General features: G+C 47.3%; 19 protein-coding genes. 9 read left to right on the top strand and 10 right to left on the bottom strand.

The window, feature by feature from the left end:
• Positions 1–43 precede the first annotated feature (43 nt).
• Entirely contained in the window at positions 44–1,780 is a 1,737-nt protein-coding gene (locus H3H32_RS02290) for a RagB/SusD family nutrient uptake outer membrane protein (RefSeq protein ID WP_182461065.1), read from the top strand.
• Between the two features lie 105 nt (positions 1,781–1,885).
• Here H3H32_RS02290 and dnaE read toward each other — a convergent pair whose 3' ends face one another.
• The 9 genes from dnaE to H3H32_RS02245 form a co-directional block, all read right to left on the bottom strand.
• The gene (gene dnaE, locus H3H32_RS02285) at positions 1,886–5,521 is read right to left on the bottom strand and encodes a DNA polymerase III subunit alpha (RefSeq protein WP_182461064.1); all 3,636 of its coding nucleotides are present in this window, start codon (positions 5,519–5,521) and stop codon (positions 1,886–1,888) included.
• Positions 5,522–5,685: 164 nt separating this feature from the next.
• On the bottom strand, positions 5,686–6,246 hold the full coding sequence (locus H3H32_RS02280) for a nucleotidyl transferase AbiEii/AbiGii toxin family protein (protein WP_182461063.1): 561 nt from the start codon (positions 6,244–6,246) through the stop codon (positions 5,686–5,688).
• Between the two features lie 8 nt (positions 6,247–6,254).
• The gene (locus H3H32_RS02275) at positions 6,255–6,551 is read right to left on the bottom strand and encodes a DUF6922 domain-containing protein (RefSeq protein ID WP_182461062.1); all 297 of its coding nucleotides are present in this window, start codon (positions 6,549–6,551) and stop codon (positions 6,255–6,257) included.
• Positions 6,552–6,626: 75 nt separating this feature from the next.
• Positions 6,627–7,058, bottom strand: a complete 432-nt coding sequence (locus H3H32_RS02270; protein ID WP_182461061.1) for a hypothetical protein — start codon at positions 7,056–7,058, stop codon at positions 6,627–6,629.
• A gap of 149 nt (positions 7,059–7,207) precedes the next feature.
• Positions 7,208–8,512 carry a serine hydrolase domain-containing protein gene (locus H3H32_RS02265; protein WP_182461060.1) on the bottom strand — a complete coding sequence of 435 codons (1,305 nt, stop codon included), beginning with the start codon at positions 8,510–8,512 and terminating at the stop codon, positions 7,208–7,210.
• Between the two features lie 117 nt (positions 8,513–8,629).
• Positions 8,630–9,919, bottom strand: a complete 1,290-nt coding sequence (locus H3H32_RS02260; protein WP_182461059.1) for a spinster family MFS transporter — start codon at positions 9,917–9,919, stop codon at positions 8,630–8,632.
• 365 nt (positions 9,920–10,284) lie between these two features.
• Positions 10,285–11,568: an NAD(P)/FAD-dependent oxidoreductase gene (locus H3H32_RS02255; protein WP_182461058.1), complete on the bottom strand. Its 1,284-nt coding sequence runs from the start codon at positions 11,566–11,568 to the stop codon at positions 10,285–10,287.
• Between the two features lie 155 nt (positions 11,569–11,723).
• On the bottom strand, positions 11,724–13,064 hold the full coding sequence (locus tag H3H32_RS02250; RefSeq protein ID WP_182461057.1) for a TldD/PmbA family protein: 1,341 nt from the start codon (positions 13,062–13,064) through the stop codon (positions 11,724–11,726).
• Positions 13,065–13,172: 108 nt separating this feature from the next.
• Positions 13,173–14,816: a TldD/PmbA family protein gene (locus H3H32_RS02245; RefSeq protein ID WP_182461056.1), complete on the bottom strand. Its 1,644-nt coding sequence runs from the start codon at positions 14,814–14,816 to the stop codon at positions 13,173–13,175.
• 451 nt (positions 14,817–15,267) lie between these two features.
• Here H3H32_RS02245 and H3H32_RS02240 point away from each other — a divergent pair, with 451 nt between their 5' ends.
• The 3 genes from H3H32_RS02240 (at position 15,268) to H3H32_RS02230 (ending at position 17,324) form a co-directional block, all read left to right on the top strand.
• The gene (locus H3H32_RS02240; protein ID WP_182461055.1) at positions 15,268–15,759 is read left to right on the top strand and encodes a hypothetical protein; all 492 of its coding nucleotides are present in this window, start codon (positions 15,268–15,270) and stop codon (positions 15,757–15,759) included.
• 235 nt (positions 15,760–15,994) lie between these two features.
• Positions 15,995–16,843 carry a hypothetical protein gene (locus H3H32_RS02235; protein ID WP_182461054.1) on the top strand — a complete coding sequence of 283 codons (849 nt, stop codon included), beginning with the start codon at positions 15,995–15,997 and terminating at the stop codon, positions 16,841–16,843.
• Positions 16,844–16,847: 4 nt separating this feature from the next.
• Positions 16,848–17,324, top strand: a complete 477-nt coding sequence (locus H3H32_RS02230; protein ID WP_182461053.1) for a nuclear transport factor 2 family protein — start codon at positions 16,848–16,850, stop codon at positions 17,322–17,324.
• Between the two features lie 103 nt (positions 17,325–17,427).
• On the opposite strand, the gene H3H32_RS02225 is transcribed toward H3H32_RS02230, so the two are convergent.
• The gene (locus H3H32_RS02225) at positions 17,428–17,943 is read right to left on the bottom strand and encodes an acyl-CoA thioesterase (protein ID WP_182461052.1); all 516 of its coding nucleotides are present in this window, start codon (positions 17,941–17,943) and stop codon (positions 17,428–17,430) included.
• Between the two features lie 301 nt (positions 17,944–18,244).
• Between H3H32_RS02225 and H3H32_RS02220 the strand changes: the two genes are divergently transcribed.
• The 5 genes from H3H32_RS02220 to H3H32_RS02200 all read left to right on the top strand — a co-directional run bounded on the left by H3H32_RS02220 (position 18,245) and on the right by H3H32_RS02200 (position 25,249).
• Entirely contained in the window at positions 18,245–19,252 is a 1,008-nt protein-coding gene (locus tag H3H32_RS02220) for a fasciclin domain-containing protein (RefSeq protein ID WP_182461051.1), read from the top strand.
• A 250-nt stretch (positions 19,253–19,502) separates the two neighbouring features.
• Entirely contained in the window at positions 19,503–22,586 is a 3,084-nt protein-coding gene (gene polA / locus H3H32_RS02215; RefSeq protein ID WP_182461050.1) for a DNA polymerase I, read from the top strand.
• A 1-nt stretch (position 22,587) separates the two neighbouring features.
• Positions 22,588–23,019: an element excision factor XisH family protein gene (locus tag H3H32_RS02210; RefSeq protein WP_182461049.1), complete on the top strand. Its 432-nt coding sequence runs from the start codon at positions 22,588–22,590 to the stop codon at positions 23,017–23,019.
• Positions 22,989–23,330, top strand: a complete 342-nt coding sequence (locus H3H32_RS02205) for an element excision factor XisI family protein (protein ID WP_182461048.1) — start codon at positions 22,989–22,991, stop codon at positions 23,328–23,330. The genes H3H32_RS02210 and H3H32_RS02205 overlap by 31 nt, the downstream gene beginning before the upstream one ends.
• Before the next feature lie 176 nt (positions 23,331–23,506).
• The gene (locus H3H32_RS02200; protein WP_182461047.1) at positions 23,507–25,249 is read left to right on the top strand and encodes a serine hydrolase; all 1,743 of its coding nucleotides are present in this window, start codon (positions 23,507–23,509) and stop codon (positions 25,247–25,249) included.
• Positions 25,250–25,344 lie beyond the last annotated feature (95 nt).

Below are 25,344 nucleotides of genomic sequence, written 5' to 3'. Positions count from 1 at the left end.
GCCTAACACACAAACTCATTTTATTTCTTAGGCAAATCGCACTATGAAAAAATATATAACCAAGGGAACCGTAGCCACTGCCATGATGGTCATGGTTACCTTCGCTTGCCAGGACAAATTCCTCGACGTGCCCGCCACCGGACAGCTGGCCGGGGCTAATCTCACGTCAAAAGCTGGACTCGACGGACTCCTGATTGGTGCTTATGCTCAGTTGAACGCCCGTGGCTTCTCCCAATCGGCCAGCTCCTTCAACTGGGTACGCGGTAGTATTTCTGGGGGCGATGCCAACAAAGGCTCCAACTCGGGTGACTTTAACGCCCTGACTCCTTATCAGACTTATCAGTTGCTGCCTTCTAGCGGTGAGGTGAACGCCAAGTGGAATGCCATGTACGAAGGCATTGCTCGCTGTAACTCTACCCTGCGCTCGTTAGCCACCGCTGGTGCCGACGTGACAACAGCTGATAAAGCTCGTATCTCGGGGGAAGCTCGCTTCCTACGCGCTCACTACTACTTCGAGTTAAAACGTGCGTTCAACATGGTTCCTTACGTTGATGAAACCAAGGACTATGGCACAGGTATCGAAGCGGTTCCCAATAGTTCTGATATCTGGCCTAATATCGAGGCTGATTTCAAATACGCGGTTGATAACCTGCCGGTGAGTCAGGGTGCCGTGGGTCGGGCTAACAAATGGGCCGCTACCGCTTATCTGGCCAAGACTTATCTCTATCAGAAGAAATATGCCGATGCTAAAACCCTGTTCGATCAGGTGATTGCCAGCGGTATGACCTCCGATGGCAAAAAGTACGCCCTGGTAGCTAACTTCCAGGATAACTTCAATGCCGCTAAAGACAACAGCTCGGAGTCCGTTTTTGCCATTCAGGCGGCTGCCAACACCGGTAGTTCGGATAATGCTAACCCTGATCTGGTGCTGAACTTCCCCTATAACACGGGGTCGAACGGTCCTGCTGGTTGCTGCGGTTTCTTTGCCCCTAGCTTCGAGTTAGCCAACTCCTTCCGGGTAGATGCCAATGGCTTGCCCTTATTGGATGGTTCCTACAACACGGGCGCCAATCAGTTGAAAAACGACATGGGTATTGCGTCGAGTGCAGCCTTTACACCAGATGCCGGTCCTGTCGATCCTCGTTTAGACTGGTCGATTGGTCGTCGGGGTATTCCTTACCTGGATTGGCAGGTGCACCCAGGTCTGGACTGGATTCGTGACCAGACGTTTGCTGGTCCTTACTCGCCCATCAAGTTTGTCTTCTACAAATCGCAGGATAAATCACTGACCGATGGTAGCTCATGGACGGATGGCTATTCAGCTATCAACTACAACATCATCCGGTATTCGGATGTACTGCTGATGGCGGCTGAGTGTGAGGTGGAAGTGGGTAGCTTGGCAACGGCGCTATCGTATGTGAACCAGATTCGCAGCCGGGCCAAAGGCACGACTTATGTAAAAACGGCCGCTGGTGCTAATGCCGCTAATTATCAGATTGGTTTGTACACGGCTTTTGCGGACAAAACAACGGCTCGGACAGCGGTTCAGTTTGAGCGCAAGTTGGAGCTGTCGGGCGAAGGCCACCGGTTCTACGATTTAGTTCGTTGGGGCACGGCTTCAACTGTGATGAACGCCTTCATTGCCTATGAAAGCAAATTGTTGCCAGTGGGTTACACAGGTGCTAAATTCACGGCCGGTAAAGATGAGTACATGCCAATTCCGCAGACTCAGATTGACTCGCAGGGCAAGAGCGTACTCGCTCAAAACCCTGGATATTAATCCATTACTATTTAACAAAGAAGCCCAGCCTGATCATCAGGCTGGGCTTCTTTGTTGTTTTATGAATCAGGAGACTGACAATAAATCTTCCTTTTTAACTGCGACCTACGCCACCTTACACGTCACGCCATCAATGGCTTCCAACGCCTTCAGGAACGAGTTGGCTGGTGAAACTTTCAGCGTTCTTGCCTGTAAACTGATCTCGATGCGCTCGATTGGGTCGACAACGTTAAAGGAAAGTGTACAGGTGCCGGGGTGCGCATTGGCCAACTCGTTGAGCTTCGTAACGACCTGGGCATTCAAGGCATCGAGAGTTAAGGAGACACGTAATTCTTTGCAGAATTTTTCACGCATGTCGTTCAACAATCGGATACTTACAGGCTTGAATTCCAATTGTTCCGAACCCCATTTGTTCTGGGTTTTGCCTGTAATGTGCAGGAAGCGACCCACCTCAATGTATTGCACCAGTCGGACGTAATCATCTCCGAACAGGGCCATTTCGAGGGACGAGTTGTAGTCTTCTATCTTGAAGATACAGAACGGGTTACCGCTTTTAGTTACCCGCATTTGCACTGCGGACACAATGCCCCCAACTTTAATTTCAGGTTGTTTGGTTTCGAAAATATTGGCCAGTGTACAATTACAGAATCCGTCCATTTCGAGTTTGAATTCGTCGAGTGGATGGCCTGTGATATAAAAGCCGACAACGTCTTTCTCAAACTTCAGTTTTTCGATCTGGTTCCACTCTTCTACCGTAGGAGGTTTAGGCCGGGCGAGCATGGGTTCGCCATTCATCATAGCCCCAAACAGCGACTGTTGGGCAGCGGCTTTCTCAGCGTGGTAGTTGTTGGCGTACCGAATGATTTTATCCAGAAATGGCGATGTATCACCTTCGGCCATGTTGAAATACTGCGCCCGGTGGTACTCGTCGAGGTTATCGAACGCACCCGCATAGGCCAGCGATTCCCAGGTTTTCTTGTTCACGGTTCGGAGGTTGACCCGAATGGCAAAGTCGAAGATGTCCTTGAAGGGCCCACCTGCTTTTCTTTCCTCAATAATGGCTTCGACAGCCGCATCACCCGCTCCTTTGATACCACCTAATCCAAAACGAATTTCCCCTTTTTGGTTAACCCCAAAGAAACGCTCTGATTCGTTTACATCGGGCCCAAGAACGGGAATGTTGATATTCTTACATTCCTCCATGAAGAACGTAATTTTATCGATCGTACCCAGGCAGCTTGTCAAAACGGCCGCCATATACTCCGAACGGTAATGGGCTTTGAGGTAAGCCGTTTGATAGGCAACGAAGGCGTAGCAGGTCGAGTGCGATTTGTTAAAGGCGTACGACGCGAAGGCCTCCCAGTCGGTCCAGACTTTTTCACAAACTTTCAGGGGCAAATTGTTGGATGCACAACCATCCATAAACTTACCCTTCATTTTATCCAGCGTGGCTTTGTCCTTCTTCCCCATCGCCTTCCGCAGAATATCAGCGTCGCCTTTGGTGAAGTTGCCCAGCTTTTGCGAGAGCAGCATTAACTGCTCCTGATAAACTGTAATCCCGTAGGTGTCAGCCAAATACTCCTCCATTTCTGGCATATCGTATTTGACTTCTTCGCGACCATGTTTACGGTTGATGTAGTTCGGAATGTAGGCAATCGGGCCCGGACGGTAGAGGGCGTTCATAGCAATGAGGTCACCAAAGCGGTCAGGCTTCAGGTCTTTCATGTGCTTTTTCATGCCGTCGGATTCAAACTGGAATACGGCGTTGGTTTCGCCCCGCTGGAAGAGTTTGTAGGTTTCGTCGTCGTCTAGTGGAATATCATCGATGTCAGTTTCGACGCCATCGATGAGGAAACCACCATAATTTTGCCGGATGAGTCGGAGGCACTCCTTGATGATAGTCAAGTTGCGCAGACCCAAAAAGTCCATCTTAATTACGCCCGCATCCTCAATAACTTTACCCTCATACTGGGTAATAATCAGGTTCGTATCTTTTGAGGTCGATACCGGAACAATATCCGACAAATCGCTGGGAGCGATGATAATTCCAGCTGCGTGCAGTCCCGTATTACGAACAGTTCCTTCAAGTTTTCGGGCTTGTTTGAGTACAGCCGACACCTTTTCGTAATCGACAATGCGCATGGCCATAGCCGCGCTTTTGTCGCCCGATTCAAGGGCACGCATGCGCTTCACGTTATCGACCTCTTCGGGCTGAATAACGCTGGCTAATCCACCCGGCCCGTCAATTGGATCTTCGAAGATGCGCTTGAGGGTCATGTTGTAGGTCGGCTTGTCGGGCACGAGCTTCACCACGGCGTTGGCATCCTGCAGAGGCAAATCCATAACCCGCGCAACGTCTTTGATCGACGATTTCGAAGCCATGGTACCGTAGGTCACAATCTGCGCCACCTGCGATTTGCCGTACTTCTGCACCACGTAGTCAATCACCTTCTGGCGGCCTTCATCATCAAAGTCCGTATCGATATCGGGCATCGACTTCCGGTCGGGGTTCAGAAACCGCTCGAACAGCAAGTCGTATTTAATCGGGTCAATGTTGGTAATGCCGGTACAATACGCCACCGCACTACCAGCCGCTGAACCACGACCAGGGCCAATCATAACCCCCAAATCGCGACCCGCTTTGATGAAGTCAGACACGATCAGGAAGTAACCCGCGAAACCCATCGTTCTGATTGTAAACAATTCAAAATCAAGGCGCTCCTGAATATGCGGCAGAATATCTACATAGCGTTGCTTAGCCCCTTCATACGTAAGGTGGCGCAGGTATTCCCACTGGTTGAGTACATCATCGGTATGTTGCTGAAACTCCTTCGGAATGGGAAAGTTGGGCAGCATAATATCGCGCTTCAACTTCAGCGTATCCACTTTGCCAACAATCTCATTGGTGTTGTCGATGGCTTCGGGCAGGTCGTGGAAGAGCGTGGTCATCTCCTGCGTGTTCTTGAAATAGAACTGATCGCTGAAGAAAGCAAAGCGTGTATTTTTAGGCATCACATCGTCATCGCTGAAATCCTTCATCGACGGCGTGCTTTGCTTTTCGTTGGTGTTGACACACAGCAAGATATCATGCGCTACCCAGTCGTCTTGATCGACATAGTGCGAATCGTTGGACGCAATAATCTTGACGTTATATTTCCGGGCAAACTTGATCAGTACTTCGTTGGCTTTGATCTGATCAGGAATTTCATGACGTTGGAGTTCAACATAATAATCCTCCCCAAAGCGGTCGAGCCACCATTTGAATTCAATTTCGCCCGCTTCTTCGCCTTTTTTAAGAATTGTTTTCGGAACCGACGCACCGATGCAACAGGTGGATGCAATCAACCCTTCTTTATATTGGTCGATAAGTGCTTTGGTAACACGGGGGTATTTACCGTACAAACCCTCCATATACCCCAATGAGCAGAGTTTCGCCAGGTTTTTATAACCCTGTGCGTTCTTAGCCAACAACAACTGGTGGTATCGGACGTCTTTCTGCTCCTTGGTAAACTGCTTTTTATGGTGATCCTCCACCACGTAGAATTCACATCCCACAATCGGCTTGATGCCCTGCTTGCTGGCTTCTGCTACGAACTCAAATACCCCGAACATGTTGCCGTGGTCGGTGATAGCGACGGCAGGCATATTGTCGGCTTTTGCCTTCTTAATCAGCTTCTTAATGTCGGCTTGACCGTCGAGCAGCGAGTATTGCGTGTGGCAGTGAAGGTGTGAGAATTGCATACGTCTGAAGTGTCTGAACCAGGATTTTCCTGATTAGAAAGGTTCACAGGATTATTGGCTGGTCTGTAAATTTAAGAAAACTGGCGGGGAGACAGACGAGGTATGGTCAGGAATTTTGAAAATATTTTGGTAACGTATTGAGGCTGAAAAGAATGCCAACAAGTTCATACTAGCTCCTTAACGGCTCGCAAAACGCAATCTTTTACTTCGGGCCAGGTAATTCCATTGAGAGCAATTGGATCAATCTGTAGCTCGGCATCCTCAAAATAGGTCAATGAGCGAACTACATACCCTGGATCACTATTCGCGTATTTGGCCGCAAAGAATTGAAGCATTTGGCTCAGTGAATAATGGTCCAGCAATTTGGCTATGTCCCAAAAATCTTTTTTAGCTCCTCTCCCACTCACAGCCCCCAGTTTCATAGCGATAATATCTTCGATTGACCAGAATCGGACGCCTGCCTCTTGCGTAAAACTGGAAAGCAATGGATATCGGTGGGCCAACAGATCGACTTTAATTCCCTCAATGAATAAGCTGAGCGTATTCTTCGCTTCATCTGTTTTGATAGTTGTTGGAAAGTCGACCAATAGCTCCTTAAAAACATCTTGTTCAGAAAACGACTGATCTGTAAATAGGTCAAGATCAACCGATAAACGATGGCCAAAATGTAAGGCTAAGTTTGTCCCCCCTGCCAATGCAAATGATTTGAGGAAAGGTTGACGCATCAGCCGCTTTAATAATTCCAGGGTAGTGGGTTCGACTGTTGCCGAGTATAACATCGAAACTGATCAGGAGTAAGGTCAAATATAGCGCAACAAAATGAAAGGGTTTTCTTCTTGAGATAAACCGCCTGAACAACCTCTGCTTTCACTCGCTCATGACCGTAGTAGCGCAATATTTCCAGGATATCAGCCCACAAGCCATAATTCATCACTTTTTCAATAACGAACCGGGTATTGGTTTCGTAATCAATTGCCCGCATGTCTACATCCCAGAAAGCGGTAGAAGAAAGTCTGGGGGAATCAGTCATATCTATATTGGCATAACGCTTTATACTATCAAGGTTCAAATACGTTATTGCCTGTTCAATATAGTTCTGAAATTACTAATTCTGCAACGCCCAGGCATAACAGCCCGAATTGGCAGTGGGTCGTTTCACAAAGGCGAAGTATTTAGAGGGTAAGTCTTTCCCATTACAGTTGATCGTCACCTGCACAACAAATTTAGGGGCATCTTTTAAAACGGTTTCGGAGATAATGATTTGCTCATTTGACGCATTGGCATAAGAACCTTTGGTCAGGTTATTAGAGAGGGTATCTTTTTGAACGAATATATAATAGATAAACTGAGAGAATGATCCTCCTGCATAATTCGATGCCACTAATTGAGCGCCGGGGTATCCGCTTTCGCAGGGGGCTTTGGCAATAAGGGTAGCGGGCGGCTGGCAGTTTGTTGCCTGAGGGTCATCTTTTTTCTGACAGCTACCAAACAATGCAATCATCAGAAGAGAGCAAGTATAAAGTCGAGCGATGTTCATAGTTCGCTGGCGAATAAACTGTTTGACAGATAACTAATTACAAGCACTTTTGTCTTACTATTTTTACATTATCCCCTTAAAAAGTCAAATAAAGGCCATCAATAAGCGGTATACAGATTGAGGTTAACCGATTTTACGGCTTTTGCTCATCAGTCATTGATCGCCTGATACACCAACGGCTTAAAGGCTTTGTCGGTATTGGAGACGTATGGTCCCCACATATTTCGATAGATTAACACCAGCATATCTTCTTTGGGATCGACCCAATATGAGGTCGAGAAGACGCCACCCCAGGAGTACGTACCTGCCTGACTGGGGGTAAACTTGCTCCCATTTTCAGAAATAACCAGAAAACCGAACCCGAATTTATTATCAAGGGCATGGTCGCCGATATTGGGATTTAGATCGCCAATTTGATTCATGGTCATCAGACGAACTGTGTTTCGAGCTAACAGGCGAACGCCATTGTATTCTCCATTATTTAACAACATCTGTAGGAAAGTGGCATAGTCATAAACCGTGGATGACATGCCCCCTCCGCCCGAAAAATAGTCGTGTTTTTGAAGTGGATAGTTCATATCGAGCACTCCCCCAAAGACGGACGCCTGCTTTTTAATGGTTCCCGCAGAATCACCCTGAAAAAAGTTGACCAGCCGGGAGCCTTTCTCGGGCGGGACGTTAAAGTAGGTGTCTTTCATGCCAAGTGGCTGGCAGATACGCTTCTGAAAAAAATCTTCCAGATTCATACCCGACCATTTCTCAATCAGATAGCCTAATACGTCCATATTCAGCCCATATTTCCATTGTTCGCCGGGTTGAAAAAAGAGCGGCAGGGTACCTAGGCGGGTCATGGCGTCGGAAAGTTTTTGGCCTTTAACACCAACTCCCCCTGTCATATTGCTTTTTGCATAAATGGCGCTTTCTGCCGGAGGCCCGATGGCGGGGTAACCTAAACCCGATGTATGCGTTAGCAAGTCGCGAATCGTGATGGGTCGTTTGGCCGGAACGGTCGTATAGGTAGTGTCTTTGGCGTTGAACGTAGCCAGCACTTTTTGATTAGCAAAGGTTGGAATGAATTTAGAAACCGGATCATCCAGTGAGAATTTCCCCTCTTCCCAAAGCATCATGACGGCCACCGTGGTAAGCGCTTTCGTTTGGGAAGCAACCCGGAATATCCCGGTCTTATCAAGAGGAGCTTTCGTAGCTGGATCGTTATAACCGTGCGCTTTGTAGAAAACAACTTTGCCATGACGAGCGATCAAAACCACAGACCCATTCACCCATTTCTGGTTAACCCAGGCTTGCATGCTAGCATCCAATCGAGCAAGACGAGCCGCCGAAAATCCGCCAGCCGCCGGAGCCGCTTCAGTCAGTATTTTTGATTGTGCCTGTACAGTTTGATCGTTAACGATACTGGAAAACAAAATCAATAGGGCGATTAAGGAACGAGTCATAGCTTTGAAGTAGGATATATTTTTGCGTAAATGGATAATGAACAATGTAAAACAGATAACGATTAACCTATTGACAGTCATAGCATTATTCATCTTACATTGCCCATTTACTTAATGTCAACGAAGTGTTTGTAGATCGACCGCTAGTTTTTTGGAAGCGATCAAAAAGAGGGTTGTTGACCCAAAACTGATAAAGATTACGATCGACATCGCCCATCGTAGCGACTCATTGCCTAAAGTCGGAGTCAGCCAATCGCTGAGCATCCCGACAACCAATGGCCCGAATCCCAACCCAACCAGATTGAGTACAAAGAAGAGAATCGCAGACGTAAGCGAACGCATCGACGACGGAACCAGACTATGAGCTACCGCAATAGATGGCCCCAGATACAGGCTTTGCAGAGAAGCGGTTAGTCCCAGGCAAATCAGTGAATAAGTCGTATTTTCCAGAAAAAGGGCTCCTGTTGCGCACGGAATAGAGATGATAATAGCGTAAGCTGGAATTCTGAGATACAGCCGTTTATCTATTTTTCCGAAGTGATCGGTCAATAACCCACCCGCATAAGAACCGATGGCCCCACCAATACCAAAAAGTGGGCCGAGTAAAGCACCTATTTCAGTATTCTTCATCCCATGAATCCTCGCCAGAAAAGAGGGTGCCCAGTTATTTACGCCATACAGGCAAAAGACATGCAGCCCTGTAGCCAGCGCCAGATACACGAAGGTTTTGGTGGCATACAATCGTTTTAACACCTCCCGCAATGAGGGTGATTCAGCGACCAACGTTGGGTTTGCATCAGTGGCTCCACGTTTAGGCTCTTTCACCAACGCAAAAAACAGCAACGAAAAAACAACTCCCGGAATACCCACCACAAAAAATGCGTTTCGCCAGCCAAGGTGTTGATTCAAATACCCACCCATTAAATACCCTACCAATATCCCGAAATAAATACCCGTTGAGTAAGTCGAAAGCGCCGTGGCTCGTTTTTCGGGTGGGAAGTAATCGGATATCATGGCATGAGCCGGAGGACTTCCGCCTGCTTCCCCAACACCCACGCCAATTCGGGCCAATAGCAACTGAAAGAAATTCCGCACCAGACCCGAGCTGGCAGTCATTATACTCCATAGACCCAGCGATGCGGCTACAATATTTCTACGGTTGGTTTTATCAGCAAGGCGCGCAATTGGAATGCCCAGCGTAACGTAAAACAGTGCAAACGTAAACCCAGAGAGTAACCCGAGCTGCGTATCGGACAATAGCAACTCCTTTTTTATCGACTCCTGAAGGATGACGAGCAATTGCCGATCAACAAAGTTGAAGACATACACGAGTGTCAGCATCCCCAGAACGTAATTCCGGTACAGGCTGCTCACTTCCTCAGTAGCAGTGATTTCACGGGTTTGCATAAAGGTGTTGAGGGGAGTGTACGGTCCTAGCTAAGCGTACTATATCGAAAAGGAAAAGAAGGCTTCCAGTTACTTCGACCTCACCAAAAAAATATAACAAAAACGCGTTAAAGTTGGCAGTAACACAGTTTTTGGTAGCGTGCCAAAATCCAGCATTAACGAAAAAGTACCTAAAGGTGCAGGACGGGTAAATCCAGTTCCTCGTATGCGTGCTTTTCATAACCGCACGAACTGTGGCTTAAAATTGATATAACGTATGACCCCCTTCAGAGTCAAATATTTATAGCATAGATGACCCTACTATAAACATTTGACCCAGAAGGGGGTCATACAAAAACTGGCAACATTTAATTCTACAGGAACACCTACCCGATCAACCGTTTCAACGAAAACTTCTCCAGCTTAGCTTTCTCGCCCGCTACAGTATTGGCAGCCATCTCTCCGAACGAAGCGCCCTGCTTATAGCCGTGTCCCGAATCGCCACCCATCACCCAGAGGTTGCTGGCTTCGGGATGGGTATCCAGAATGAAATCAGAGTCGGGGGTCATGGTCACCTGACAAACGCGCTGTTCGATCAGCGGCTGACCTACCATTTTGGGGAATCGTCGTTTAATGACACCCAAGGCCAATTCAAATTCCTCCGGTTTTACAAAGCGGTTATAGGTATCAAACCGATCCGTTATGTTGTTATCTGGAGGAGTCAACCCCAATTTGAAACCCCGAAAATCGCTGCCCGGTACCCCAAACGAGCGAAACGGCCCAGCCATATCCCGATCCATCCAGGTTGGCAATTTATTCTCCATAAAATCGGATTGGCCTGTGGGACTGGCAAAGAAGAACACTAGGGCTCGGGTCACCACAAGTTTTTTCGTGAGTTCTGGGAAAAGGCGCGTTTGCCACGGACCACAGGCAAATACGAACTGATCGGCCTCCAATACGGTGCCATTGGCAAGTGTGATGGAAGTTGCCTTCCCACCTTTAATGGTTTCCTGTTTTACCTGTTGTTGCAAAAACGTGCCCCCTTCTTTTACAAACAGATTACAAACAGCCTGACAGCCTTTGCGGGCATCCAGATACCCTGCCGTTGGGTCGAACATGACGTGATCCAGTCCTTCAGTACCAATTTGCGGCCAGCGTTTGACAGCGTCATCTAAACTTACTTTTTCGAGCGGAAGCCCCAACCGTTTGTAGATCGAAACGGCGGCTTCGGCTTCGGCCTTGCTAGATGGGTAATTGAAGAGCAAAAGGCCATTCTGATGTAGTATTTTTTGCCCCATCTTCGGCTCGTTCTCTTTCCAGAGTTGTGAAGCCCGTATGGCCATGTCGGCATAAAGCGGGTCGGCATAATACGCCCGAATCAGGCGGGTTTCGCCACCCGAACTTGACTGATTGTTGCCAGGGCCAAATTGATCAACAAGCGTTACGTTGTAGCCTTTTCGTAGTAGATGTAAGGCTGTCCAGCCCCCAAAGGCACCCGCTCCAATGACAACGATTTTGCCATTTTTAGCTGGCTCTTTGATGAAATTTGGAACATGGGCTTGTGCGGATGCAGTAGCGCCCAATGCACTGACAACTGCGCTATGGAGACTCAGTTTCAGTAGTGTTCGCCGGTTCAGCTGATTCGTCTGGTTACTCTCTTGAGTGGGCATGATGTGATCTGGCGCGCATTTACCGCACGGGCGGCCCCGTCGTGTCTTTTAATAAAGCCAGCATTCGCTGGCACTAATGAACAGTAGACCTAGTTAATGCGCCAGTGAATACTGGCGACATTAAAAGGCACGAGCAAATGCTCGCGCCAGTGATGCTAAACTGCATCTGACAAACTCGTGAACGTAAACTCACGAATTTTCATGGACGGAATGAGGTAATTACTAAAGGAGCCTTCGCTACTGACCACCCGTTCTACCTTTCCCAGCGTTTCCAGATTGTTGAGCATAATCACGGGGCTTTCGTTGAACCGGAAATTCTTGATCGGATGTTTGATTTTGCCGTTTTCGATGTAAAACGTACCGTCGCGGGTCAGGCCGGTAACTAACAATGACTGTGGATCGACGGAGCGGATGTACCAGAATTTGGTGACCAGAATACCTCGCTGTGTGCTTTTGATCAGCTCATCTAACGAAGCCGTTCCGCCCACCATCATAAAATTGGTTGGAGCCGGAACAGCTTTGACACCTTTTTTCTGCGCCCAATAGCGGGAATACGACAGATTTTTAACGACGCCTTTTTCAATCCAGTTAAGTTTCTCCTGGGCACGCCCATCAGCACTCCAAGGCGAAGAGGGTAATTCCGGGTTCGTTGGGTCTGAGTAGATCGTTACCCGTTCGTCCATGATTTTCTCTCCGAGTTTAGTCTTTCCACCTGGTTTGCTCAGAAATGAGCGACCCTCATCGGCACTACGCGCATCCAGACTTCGGAATAAGTGTTCGAGTAAAACGGCAGCAGCCAGTGGCTCCAGAATGACCGTGTATTTGCCCGGCTCAATAGCGCGCGCGCCTACCGAACCCAGCGCTTTTTGTAAAGCGATTTGTGTGGCCGACGCCGTATTTAACTTTGGGAACTCGCTTACGCCCTGCGTGGCATAGCCCGAACCAGTTCCATTATCGGTGCGGATGGTGGCGCTGAAATTGACTTTTGTGCTGGGGTAATATGCAAACAACCCCTTGCTATTCATCATCGCCGAATAGCCAACACGGTCTTCCAGATAACCAGCCACCGTTTGTTTCTGCGTCTTAGCGATTTGAATACTCTGGGCCACTGCTTTAGCCCGATCAACTGCCGACATGTTCGCTGTCGAGTCGAAAAAACCACTGGCAGGAAGGTATTGCTGAGGGCCTAACAAGCCAATGTATTCGGGATTTTCGGGAGCTAACTGAGCAACTTCTTCCGAACGACGAACGGCCTTTTCCAAAGAAGCATCGTCAAATTCATCGACCGTAGAAACGCCTACTTTTTTCCCAAAGGCCGATTGAACCGAAACTGTTTTATAGGTTTTTGAGCCACAGGTGGTCACTTTGTTGAGCGCATACCGAATATTGCTCCACTCTTCGCCCTGTAAATTCACTTCACACTCGTCGGCTTTGGAGTAGCTCAAAACCTTTTGCAACAGCGTCTTTGCGTCTGCTTCAGTTAGAATGATTGCCATTTCTTTGAGTATATAGGAGTGAGGAGCGGGGAGTGAGAATAGCTGGCGCAAGCCAATAGCTGCTGGAAGTATTCTCACTCCTAGCTCCTCACTCCTAATTCCTAATACTTATATTTTCCGGGCTGTATTGATCACATTGACGCCGTTGAACCGGGCGGTTGCGCTGCCGTGCGAGACAGCATTGATCTGGATTGGCTGACCCTTTCCGTCGAAAAATGAGCCGCCTAAGCGGTAATCGCGCTCATCGCAGACTTTTACGCAGGAGTTCCAGAATTCCTGCGTATTGGATTGATAGGCCACATCTTTGAGCATACCAACGATCTGCCCATCCTTGATCTCGTAGGCTAACTGGCCGCTGAACTGGAAGTTATAGCGCTGTTGATCAATGGAGTAGGAGCTATCGCCAATGATGTAAATGCCCTTCTTGACATCTTTAATTAGTTCATCAACCGAGATGGGTGTTTTACCGGCGGCCAACGACACATTAGCCATGCGCTGGAACTGAACCGAGCCCCAGCTATCGGCATAACAGCAGCCCTGCGATTCGTTTTCTCCCAACATGTGAACCTGATCCCGGATGGCCTGATAATTGACCAGAATCCCATCTTTAACCAGATCCCAACGTTTGGTTTGAACGCCCTCATCATCGTAACCAACAGCCCCTAAAGAACCAACCTGGGTTTTATCGGCAAACAGAGTAACCTGATCACTGCCGTAATTGAAACCCTTTGTCTTCCACTTATCGATAGTCGCAAAGGACGTACCGGCGAAATTGGCTTCGTACCCCAACACGCGGTCTAACTCCAGCGGGTGCCCAACCGATTCGTGAATGGTCAGCCAGGTATGCGATGGATCAAGGACCAGGTCGTATTTACCCGCTTCAACCGATTTGGCGGTGAGTTTTTGTCTCGCCTGTTTGGCCGCAGCTACTACATCTTCGAGCATGTCGTAGCCTTGGTTGTATCGAGTGGTAATACCCGTTATTTTGTCGGCGGGATTTGTTTGCAGATATTCGTAGCCCATACCCATTGGCGCGCTCAGGGCATCTCTCGTTTCAAACTTCCCGGTTTTGGGATCGATAACCGTAACAGTGAAACTAGGCCATAGCCGATGAATATCCTGATCGATATACGAACCATCAGTCGATGCGAAGTATTTCTGTTCGTTTATTAGAAATAGCTGGGAGTTAACAAAGCTGGCCCCGTTTTTCGTAGCAGCACCGTTAACCGCCATCAGCAAATCAACTTTCTCTTTTATAGGGATTTCGAAGGCGTTTTTCTGGATGGGCGTTTTCCAGCTTATCTCCCCAAAGCCTTTTTGCGGAGCCAGTTGCACTGGATCACCTGATAGTAATAAAGCGTTTGCTTTGGCCATAGCAACGGCCTTCTCAGCGGCTTTAGCCAATTCCATTTCGGTTTTAGCATCGCCAACAGCTGCAAATCCCCAACACCCATCGGCAATAACGCGAATACCTACGCCATACGATTCTGTACTCGCAATATTCTGAACCTTGTCTTCACGGGTGATAACGAACTGATTCAGGTAACGACCAATACGAACGTCGGCATACGATGCGCCTTTTGACTTGGCGGCATTGAGAGCAGCATCGGCCAGACGTTTCTTTACGACCACATCCAGACCAGGAGCGAGTAGGGCTTCTTCGGAGACGGGGCGCCCGAAAACGGGGAGTTGTGATAGCATCAGTGTACCGGTGCCCAGGCCCGCTACCTGCATAAAATCTCGTCGATTCAAGAGCTTTTCCTGCGTTTAGACTATGTATTGGTTGATTTCAATGTTTTGGTTTTCGCCAAAACGCTGTTTCACCAAGAAGGCAATGCAATACCAATGCAGGAAGGTATGAAATTATCTAGCTATTCAAAATATAATTTGTAATATTAAATATATTTATAGATAAAATTCTACAATTTCTATTTAATATAAAATAAAATACAGAGTTTGTATTTATTGTAATCGTTTAGTACGAGCTGAATAGTAGCGGCTTTAACCAACACAAGGTTTCTTAATAAAATACTCAGAAAGGGTCACGACCAGGTTGTCTGCGTTGTAAGAAAGTTGATTGCGGTATCGTTCTGCCATAGCGTAAACCTACGTAAATTTGCACTTTTCGTGCTGGTTTATACTTCACAAACCCGGCACGACGTTTGATAGACATCATATGGACACAACCCATCTATACCAAACCATGACTACTTCTTTCGCCGTCCGGCCTTTCCGGAATGTGCTCTTTCTAGTACTTGCAATCGCTCTACTAACTACATCCTGTAAAAAATCGGGTGGCACCGATGGCGTTGACCCACGCGATCAATACGTTGGTACGTACGTAGGTGGCTTTCAAACCTCGTTTACGGTGGGTGGCGTTGAAAGCGCACCAGAATCAGGAACAGCCACAATTACCATCACCAAAGGATCGAATGCAAAGGAAATTTACATTGAAACAACGGTTCCTCGCCCAACAGCCCTAAAGGTTACGGCTCAGTTGGATGCTTCAGGTAAAGCATTCACGGTTATTGATCGCACACAGGATCAAATGGCCGTGCTGAACAAGACGTTTACAGGTGACTTTACCGCAACAGGCGTTTTTGACAGTAATCAAATTGCCATAACGACAACTACCGAAACGGTTCAAGGTGGCCGCATCAGCCGGTACGAATCAATCACAGGTACCAAGAAATAAAGCAATACTGATTCTGTAATTAGTTATTAACCGGCCAACTGGCCGGTTTTTTTGTACCCACATAAACCGATAAATAAACAAATTGGGCTGGCTATGCTTTTATATTGAAGAGCAACCTGAAATTGTTTAGTGCTGCGCCATGGCCCTAAGCGAAAGTCCTGGTCTTTTTGAATCGTGTTAACCGAGCTGGATACTCCAGAAACGGATGTTCCGGCTTTCTAAACAGTATAGCCTTATGATTCGCTCAACCCTACCTCTGCTGATTAGTTGCATCGGTTTTTACAGTTGCACTACCCCCGATTCTGAACCTGTATTTGTTTCTGCAAGACAATTTCAACCACCTATTGAGCGGGTGAGTAAAATGGTGGTCTACTATACCTCTCCATTAACGAGCCTTAACTATGTCGGAAAAGATACGGTAAATGGCCAGGTTTATAATTTCGTTGGCGCAGATACATACACATTTCAGTACGACGCTCAGAATCGGACGGTTAAACACACACTGACCCAAACCAGTGCCTCGGATATTGGGTTGTACACCCATAAAAATCAGTACCGCTATGCGTATGCCAATGGTCGAATGACCGAGGCCCAAACCAGCGATGCTGGTACACAAACCTACTCGTTCCCGCTCGATAGTACCCAAAGCCGCGTTCTTGCTTATACCAAGCGTATTTACGCAAATGCCCTTCTCGATACCCTTAGGCAATACTCAGCTGAAGGCATTTTGAAAAGTGTGCTTAGGGGTTCTAATCGACAGACTATTACGATCGATACGAAAAATATTACTCAGATCGATGAGTACAGCAACAGAACAGGTAAGTTAGATAACACTACGGCTTTTGTGTATGATATGGATCATTATGCGCCCCCTGCCTATTTTACCTTTCTGGGAGAAACAAGCCAAAACACGGTCGTAAAACGAACTATTAACTATGGCAGTCAGGCGCAGGTAGATGTTTATATTTCAACCTATCAGAATACGTATGATACCCAGAAACGTTTAATTAAACAGGTTGAATTTTCGCAGTATCCCGGCCAGGCTAAGCCTACCGTAGCGACCGTAACCACCTATTCTTATTAATTCAATGAAATTCACGTTAACCTTAGGTTTATTCTTCGCCCTTCAGTTTGTGCGGGCTCAAACATCAGTATCACCCTCAGCCGCTGCGTCGACCTCGTTTACAGCTACATCGGCGGATGAAAAGGCCGTTATCGAAACCGAAAAACAGCGGTTCGCAGCACAGGTAAAGGCTGATTTAGGCGTACTAGACCGTGTGCTTGCGAATGATCTGGTTTACGCTCATTCGAACGGCGGTACCGATACGAAGCAATCCTATCTTCAATCAATTCGGGATGGGAAAACAAAGTACAGCTCCATCGATATCGAAGAGCAGAAAGTACGAATCTATGGCAATACAGCAGTGATTAATGGACTTTGTTCACTAGTTGCCATCAACAACGGCGAAGCACTAAACAGCCATTTACGCTATATCTCGGTTTATGTTCGCAATGCGGGCCAATGGCAGATGGTGGCCTGGCAGTCGTTGAAGCTGGCCAAATGAAACCTGGATTTTTGTGATTTTACTGACCGACTATGATTTTATTATTCTTTTTGGCGAAGCCGTAAAAATCATAGTCGGTCAGTAAAATCATAAAAATCCAGGTTCAGACTTTCAAAAACTCCCGCAATTCTGTGGCATCCTGCGGATTCATGCGTCCGGCCAGCACCAACCGCAACTGCCGCCGACGTAGAGCGCTGGCGTAACGATCTTTTTCTTCGTCCGTTTCGGGTATAACGGCTGGCACTTCAATGGGTCGTCCACTCTGATCGACAGCCACGAACGTATAGAATGCACTGTTCGTGCTAACCCGAATACCGGCAGGAATATCTTCGGCCCACACCTCAATAAAGACCTCCATCGACGAACTGAACGCTCGCGTCACCTGCGCTTTCATGGTTACAATATTGCCTAATCGGATGGGTTCGGAGAAGGATACATTATCGACCGACGCCGTGACCACAATCCGATTAGAATGTTTTTGCGCAGCAATGGCAGCGGCAATATCCATGAAGTGCAGCAGTCGCCCACCCATCAGATTGTTAAGCGTATTGGTGTCGTTAGGCAATACCATTTCGGTCATGACCGTCATGGATTCGTGGGCGTACTTGGGTTGAGGCATTTGTCGATGATTAATAACCAGTGTCTGGCAGACAACTATCTAGTTGCAAACCAACCACCGAAAACCGACTTGGGCAAGCGAAGTATAAAGAGTTTTGCGGACTTCGATGTATCTGACTCAACAAAACGTCCGTTTCACGAAATAGATAAGTTGAGCCAAAATCTGGAAAGCATCACCGAAAAGTTAGCAGGTCAGTAGAAATTGTCAAATTAATGCTGTTGTCAGATGAACAAAACCAACAAATGTCTGTTCTGCCAACAGGCAGTACGTTACTCCCTTACTCATTAATCACCAATTCATTATGTCAATCCGTCAATACACGTCCGCCGGACGTAGTTGGGGCTTACTTCTCACGTTATTTACAGCTCTAACACTTTCCTTTACAGCCTGTAAGAAACAGGACGACACCACACCTGCTTTATCAACCATTACGGAGATCATTAATAACGGCAGTAAGTTTACGCTCCTGAAAGCCGCTCTTGTTAAGGCCGGATTAGATGGAACGTTAAGCCAGGCGGGCACCTATACCGTTTTTGCTCCCACAGACGATGCCTTTAAGCTGTTTGGCTATGGCGATGTGGCTGCTATCAATGCGGCCCCCGTCGATATTCTAAAAGCCGTTTTACAATACCACGTGCTCCCAACTCGTATAGAATCATCGGCCATCCCCTTGGCTGTCAATACCGCTCAGCAAACATTACTTTCTAACGCTGTGCTGTACACCTCTAAAGTATCGTCGAGCACATCGACCTCGTCTTCATCTACCACCTTATCAGTGAATGGCGCTCATATTTTACAGGCCGACGGTCTGGCTAGCAACGGGGTAATTTATGCGATTGATCGGGTTTTGTTACCCCCTCTCTTTGGCAACGTTGCCGCTACGATTCAGAGTATCCCACTCTTGTTGCCTACCGCATCATTTAAGCTCCTTCAGGCAGCCGTATTGAAAGCCGGAACGCAAACCGCAGCCACCTTAACTGCCACTGGTCCAATCACGGTTTTTGCGCCGACAGATGCAGCCTTTAAAGCAATGGGCTATGATTCTGCAAAGATTGCGACAGCCCCAGCAGGTGCGCTGGCGAATGTTTTAAGTTATCATGTACTTAACAGCCGTACATATACTCCACTGATTACCAATGGCTCAAGTTTGAGTACCTTACAGGGTGGCACGATCACGGCAGGTATCAGCACCACGGCACTGACTGTAACGGGACGTGGAAACGCCAATACAGCGTCAAATATTACCGGGCCAGATATTACGGCAACCAATGGTGTTGTGCACATCATAGACCGGTTATTAATACCTTAAAAAGATATTTTTTTACCGCAAAGGGCGCTGAGGTAGCGCAAAGGCCGCAGAGGAAAAAGATTACTATTCCTTTGTGGCCTTTGCGCTACCTCAGCGCCCTTTGTGGTAAATTTTAGGAATCAAAAGCAGCGTACATCTGTTCTGTTTATAGATAATTTCTCCTGTAAAACTTCGCAATTTGTCAGACCAAAAGCGCGCGATTGTCCGCAAGACTGTCGACCTTTGGGGTCTTGATATGTGACCGTTTCGAATGGCAAAACCACAAAAAAAACTCTTCCTGCTCGATGCGCTGGCTCTGATTTACCGCGCTCATTTTGCTTTCAATAAAGCTCCCCGTATTTCATCACGTGGCATTAATACCTCCGCCGTATTCGGCTTCATGAATGCCATGATCGAGGTGTTAACAAAGGAGAAACCCACCCACATCGGTGTCGCGTTCGACTCAGCCAAGAAAACCTTCCGGCACGAGCAGTTTCCGATGTACAAAGCTACCCGCCAATCGCAGCCCGAAGATATTAGCGTAGCCATGCCTTACATCAAACAGATTGTAGAGGCCATGCACATTCCCATTCTGATTCTGGAAGGCTACGAAGCGGACGATATCATCGGTACGATTGCCAAGAAAGCCGCCCTGGCCGACTTTGAGGTGTACATGATGACACCCGATAAAGACTATGGCCAGTTGGTCGAAGAGCATATTCATATTTACAAGCCAGCGTTCATGGGCAAGCCTGCCGAAAAACTGGGGGTTAATGAGGTACTGGACCGCTGGCAAATTGAACGCATTGACCAGGTGACGGATATGCTCGGCCTGATGGGCGATTCGGTCGATAACATTCCGGGGATTCCGGGTATTGGCGAAAAAACGGCTCAGAAACTTATTGCTGACTTCGGTTCGGTCGAAAACCTGATTGCCCGCGCCGATGAACTCAAAGGGAAACAAAAAGAAAACGTTATCAATTTCGCTCAACAAGGCCTGCTGTCGAAACAACTGGCAACGATTCATTTAGATGTTCCCGTTCCATTCGATGAAGAACACCTTCGCCATACGGAGTACGATAAGCCTCGGTTAGCTGCGCTCCTGGATGAACTAGAGTTTCGGCAGATGAAGACTCGGTTACTGGGCGCTGATTATGATGAAAAACCGTTGCCTGCGGCTTTTAAAGCACCGGCAGCAGGGCAAATGAATCTGTTCGATTCACCTGGGGGGAATAGTCCTGCGTTCATACCCTTCCCAAATATGGGAGCGGTTAATCCATCAGGCGCGGATGACTTGCCGTTTGATTTTGGCAGTGCTCCCTCACCCCCAACCCCTCCCGCAACGGCGGACCGCCCATTGGGCGAGGGGAGAGCAAAATCGAAGAAAGTGCCCGTTAGTATACCTGTTGCCTCGGGTACTGCCGAAACACCTAACCAGGTTACAGAAACCATTACGACAGACGACTCTACCGGTGCAGAGGCTCCTGCTTATTTGGATGTGTATCCTGATTACGAGATAGATCCAATACAACCCGAACGTCGGAAAACAATTTTATCCGTTAAGCACGATTATCGGTTAGTCGATACGGCCGAGTTGCGCGCTAGCCTGGTGCATTATCTGGGTCTTCAGGAAAGTATCTGTTTCGATTCTGAAACCACCGCTGTCGATCCTGTAGAAGCCGATTTGGTTGGTTTGTCGTTTGCTTATCGAACAGGCGAAGCGTTTTATGTACCTGTTCCTGCCGATCGTGATGAGGCCCAGTTGATTGTGGACCAGTTTAAACCTGTTTTTGAGAACGCCACCATTGGCAAGATTGGGCAGAACCTGAAATACGATCTGCTCATGCTGAAAAAGTATGGCGTGGAAGTTCAGGGAAAACTGTTCGACACGATGATCGCCCATTACCTGATTGAGCCAGAAATGCGCCATAACATGGACATGATGGCGATGACCTACCTGAATTATAGCCCAGTTGAAATTGAGTCGCTGATTGGCAAGAAAGGCAAAGGACAGTTGACGATGCGCGATGTGGATATTCAGAAGGTGGTAGACTATGCCGCCGAAGATGCCGATATCACGCTTCAGCTCAAGGACGTTTTCGCTCCCCGACTCGAAAAAGACAGCCTTCACAAACTCTTCGATCAGGTCGAGATGCCACTTGTGCAGGTGCTCACCGACCTGGAGTTAGAAGGTATAACGCTGGATACAAATGCGCTGGCCGAACTATCGGCAACGCTGGAAATCGACATGCGACAGGTGCAGCAGGAGATTTTCGACATTGCGGGTGAGCCATTCAACATCGGTTCGCCAAAGCAACTGGGCGAGGTTCTGTTCGATAAATTAAAGCTCGATAAGAACGCAAAAAAGACCAAGACGGGTCAATACGCCACGGGCGAGGAAATCCTGTCGAAAATGGAAGCCGAGCACGAGATTGCCCGGAAAATCCTGGACTATCGGGAGTTAGTTAAACTCAAGAATACGTACGTCGATGTGTTGCCTTTGCTAATTAGCAAACGCACCGGGCGGGTTCATACATCATTCAATCAGGCCGTTGCTGCAACAGGCCGCTTGTCGTCGGTCAATCCCAACCTGCAAAACATTCCGATTCGAACCCCACGCGGAAAAGAAATTCGGAAAGCGTTTGTACCCCGCGGTCCAGAGTTTGTGATTATGTCGGCCGATTATTCTCAAATCGAATTGCGGATTATGGCCGCTTTCAGTGGTGATCAGACGATGCTGGAGGCCTTCAATAACGGCGTCGATATTCATACCCAAACGGCTAGTAAAGTCTTCCACGTCGACCTTGATGAAGTCACGAGCGACATGCGTCGGAAAGCCAAAACCATCAATTTTGGCATTATCTACGGCATTTCGGCCTTCGGGTTGAGCCAGCGGTTAAAGATTCCCCGTAAAGAAGCGGCTCAGATCATCGAAGAATATTTTGCCGGTTTTCCAGCGGTGAAAGACTATATCGACCAATGCATCGAAAAAGCGCGAGGCTTTGGCTATGCCGAAACCATTCTGGGTCGTCGCCGGTATCTGCGCGACATCAATTCGCGGAACCAAACCGACCGGATGTTTGCCGAACGTAACGCCGTAAACGCGCCCATTCAGGGTAGTGCGGCCGATATGCTCAAGATTGCCATGATTCAGATTCACGAGTTCATGCAGCAGGAGAATTTGAAGTCAAAAATGATCCTAACCGTGCACGATGAATTAGTATTCGACGCCCACCGCGACGAAATTGACATCCTTCGTGTACGTGTCGATGAAATCATGCGCAACGCCATCCCAATGGGTGTTAAAATGGAAACCGGCATCGGCACCGGCGAAAACTGGTTGCTGGCGCACTGATATGGCAAGAGATATATTTCACCCCATCGTTCGGGAAGCACTTGAAAAGGATGGGTGGACAATCACGCACGATCCATACTCAGTTAAAATTATGGGCAGAGATTATGCGATTGATTTGGCTGCCGAACAGATAGTTGCTGCCCAAAGAGGTATGGATAAGATAGCGATTGAAGTCAAAAGTTTTGTCTCCCCTTCTATCTCTTATGAATTCCACACAGTTTTGGGACAGTATTTAAATTACCATACGTTTATGGAGATAAAGGAACCCGAACGAGTTCTTTATCTTGCAGTGGCTAAAAATGTTTACAATGAGTTTTTTATTGAAGAAGGTACTCAACTAATTCTGAATAAATTTAGTATCAATACTATCGTCATTAATGCCGAATCAAAAACTATAGAAGCATGGATGCTAAGATCGAAACCTACTCGCTGATTATTGCAGATTGGCTTACTGAATTTGTTAAGAGCCGCAACAATGGCTCAGACACTGATTATGAGTTAGTAATTGATCCTGTTCATCGCCATTTTCAAGTTATGCGTACAGAATGGTATCAAGGTAGTTTCAAGTTTAGAGTTGTTTTCCATTTTCAGATTAAACCAACGGGTAAAGTCTGGCTACTGGTCAATAACACGGATATTTTAGTAACAGACGACCTGATCGAACGAGGTATTCCGGCATCAGATATTGTTATTGGCTTCTTGCCAGAGGCTATGCGGACTTACTCAGGCTTTGCGGTGGCATAGCCGCAACAAACGTGCATTAACTCTCAACTAAAGCCGTCTTACTTTATCTAGGTAAGGCGGCTTTTTTATGATTACTGACCATTTCTTCAGACGCTCAACCGAGTATTAAACGCGGTCGTTGGTAAACGTTAGAAAAATGGCAATCTTAGCGAATCATCTCACTATCAGCTTCTCCCATGAACTATACACGTGTACTTCATCGATTCTGTTTGGCTGCAATAGCCATTCTTTTTATTGCCTCCCCAACCTTCGCACAAACCAAAGGGGCCAAAATCGACGCTCTCGTTCAACAGTACGTTGCTAATCGTCAGTTTAACGGGAGCGTGTTAGTAGCCGAACATGGTCAGGTGATTTTCAAAAAAGGCTACGGGATGGCCAATATGGAGTGGAACATTCCGAATGCACCCGATACCAAATTTAGACTAGGCTCCATTACCAAACAGTTTACGGCCATGCTCATTATGCAGCTGGTTGAAAAGGGGAAACTGAAACTGGATGGGAAGGTAACCGATTATTTGCCGGATTACCCGAAAGCCTCTGGCGACAAAATCACTGTCCATCACTTGCTCACGCATACATCGGGAATTCCCAATTATACCAATTTCCCGAAATTTTTTGAAATGGAGAGTAGAGAGCCAACTACGCCCAACGGATTCATTAAAAAATTCGCGGATATGCCCCTGGACTTCGAACCAGGTTCCAGGTTCTCATATAGCAACTCGGGTTATTTTCTACTGGGCGTCCTCATCGAAAAAGTCTCGGGAAAATCGTATACTACTCTTTTGAAAGAAACTATTCTCACTCCTTTGCAACTCAAAGACACAGGCTATGATTTATTTGGCCCGATTATCCCTAAACGAGCAACTGGTTACGAAAAACAGGGCAGTACCTATGTGAATTCGCCTTATCTGGATATGACAATTCCGTATGCTGCCGGGTCATTGTACTCAACCGTCGAGGATTTGTACCGCTGGGATCAGGCCTTGTATACGGATAAGCTACTGTCGGCAAGCGCAAAAGCAACCATGTTTACACCTTTTTTAGATGGTTATGCGTACGGTTGGGGAGTACGAAAAACAAAGATCGGCGACCTGAAAGATAGCTTACAGATTATTGAACACACGGGCGGCATCAACGGCTTCAACACGATCATCAGCCGAATTCCCAAAGACAAACAACTGGTAGTTTTGTTGAACAATACGGGTGGGGCACCACTAGGCGCTATCCGCAAAAATATTCTCAACATCCTCTACAATCAACCCATCGAACCACCCAAAAAGCCAATTACAGATTTACTACGACAGTCGGTTTTATCAGAGCCGTTGGCCAAATCGCGGGAGAAATTAACTATCTGGAAAAATGATAAAGCCTACAATGTCGATGAAAATGACATCAATAGCCTGGGGTATGAGCTCATGCGGGATGGAAAGCTAACGGAGTCGATCAACGTGTTTACGCTTAACGTCGAAGCCTATCCAAAGTCATTTAACGTATATGATAGCCGGGGAGAAGCCTACATGACGGCAGGTAACAAAGCGGCTGCTATTCAGGATTACAAGAAATCGGTAGAGCTTAATCCACGCAATACTAATGGTTTCGACAAACTGAAAGAATTAGGCGAAACTGTCGAAGCGCCTAAAGAGATAGCCATTACTGTAGACACAGCCACGCTGGAATCGTACGTTGGCAACTATGAGCTTGCCCCTTCGTTTGCGATTGTGATCACGCGCGAGGGTGATAAACTCTTTGGTCAGGCCACTGGTCAACCCAGATTTGAACTCTTCGCCGAATCGAAAACGAAGTTTTATCTGAAAGTAGTTGATGCCCAAGTAACGTTCGAGACGAACGACAAAGGAGAAGTTCAGCAACTGATTCTGCATCAGAATGGACGGGATATGCCAGGCAAACGAGTTCGATAAATCCCCTAATTGCACCGACTAACTAATAAATTATACCTTTCCCAGAACAGGGAACGATTTTGCACTTTTTTTATTTGCCAGATAAAATGGACCTC

This window comes from Spirosoma foliorum (assembly GCF_014117325.1).
Lineage (GTDB): Bacteria > Bacteroidota > Bacteroidia > Cytophagales > Spirosomataceae > Spirosoma > Spirosoma foliorum.
The sequence above is the reverse complement of the archived record's forward strand: the minus strand, read 5'-3'. Positions and strand labels throughout refer to the sequence as shown.

Coding starts and splice junctions, on each gene's coding strand:
- H3H32_RS02290 (WP_182461065.1), top strand. CDS start 44: ATGAAAAAATATATAACCAAGGGAACCGTAGCCACTGCCATGATGGTC.
- dnaE (WP_182461064.1), bottom strand. CDS start 5,521: ATGCAATTCTCACACCTTCACTGCCACACGCAATACTCGCTGCTCGAC.
- H3H32_RS02280 (WP_182461063.1), bottom strand. CDS start 6,246: ATGCGTCAACCTTTCCTCAAATCATTTGCATTGGCAGGGGGGACAAAC.
- H3H32_RS02275 (WP_182461062.1), bottom strand. CDS start 6,551: ATGACTGATTCCCCCAGACTTTCTTCTACCGCTTTCTGGGATGTAGAC.
- H3H32_RS02270 (WP_182461061.1), bottom strand. CDS start 7,058: ATGAACATCGCTCGACTTTATACTTGCTCTCTTCTGATGATTGCATTG.
- H3H32_RS02265 (WP_182461060.1), bottom strand. CDS start 8,512: ATGACTCGTTCCTTAATCGCCCTATTGATTTTGTTTTCCAGTATCGTT.
- H3H32_RS02260 (WP_182461059.1), bottom strand. CDS start 9,919: ATGCAAACCCGTGAAATCACTGCTACTGAGGAAGTGAGCAGCCTGTAC.
- H3H32_RS02255 (WP_182461058.1), bottom strand. CDS start 11,568: ATGCCCACTCAAGAGAGTAACCAGACGAATCAGCTGAACCGGCGAACA.
- H3H32_RS02250 (WP_182461057.1), bottom strand. CDS start 13,064: ATGGCAATCATTCTAACTGAAGCAGACGCAAAGACGCTGTTGCAAAAG.
- H3H32_RS02240 (WP_182461055.1), top strand. CDS start 15,268: ATGACTACTTCTTTCGCCGTCCGGCCTTTCCGGAATGTGCTCTTTCTA.
- H3H32_RS02235 (WP_182461054.1), top strand. CDS start 15,995: ATGATTCGCTCAACCCTACCTCTGCTGATTAGTTGCATCGGTTTTTAC.
- H3H32_RS02230 (WP_182461053.1), top strand. CDS start 16,848: ATGAAATTCACGTTAACCTTAGGTTTATTCTTCGCCCTTCAGTTTGTG.
- H3H32_RS02225 (WP_182461052.1), bottom strand. CDS start 17,943: ATGCCTCAACCCAAGTACGCCCACGAATCCATGACGGTCATGACCGAA.
- H3H32_RS02220 (WP_182461051.1), top strand. CDS start 18,245: ATGTCAATCCGTCAATACACGTCCGCCGGACGTAGTTGGGGCTTACTT.
- polA (WP_182461050.1), top strand. CDS start 19,503: ATGGCAAAACCACAAAAAAAACTCTTCCTGCTCGATGCGCTGGCTCTG.
- H3H32_RS02210 (WP_182461049.1), top strand. CDS start 22,588: ATGGCAAGAGATATATTTCACCCCATCGTTCGGGAAGCACTTGAAAAG.
- H3H32_RS02205 (WP_182461048.1), top strand. CDS start 22,989: ATGGATGCTAAGATCGAAACCTACTCGCTGATTATTGCAGATTGGCTT.
- H3H32_RS02200 (WP_182461047.1), top strand. CDS start 23,507: ATGAACTATACACGTGTACTTCATCGATTCTGTTTGGCTGCAATAGCC.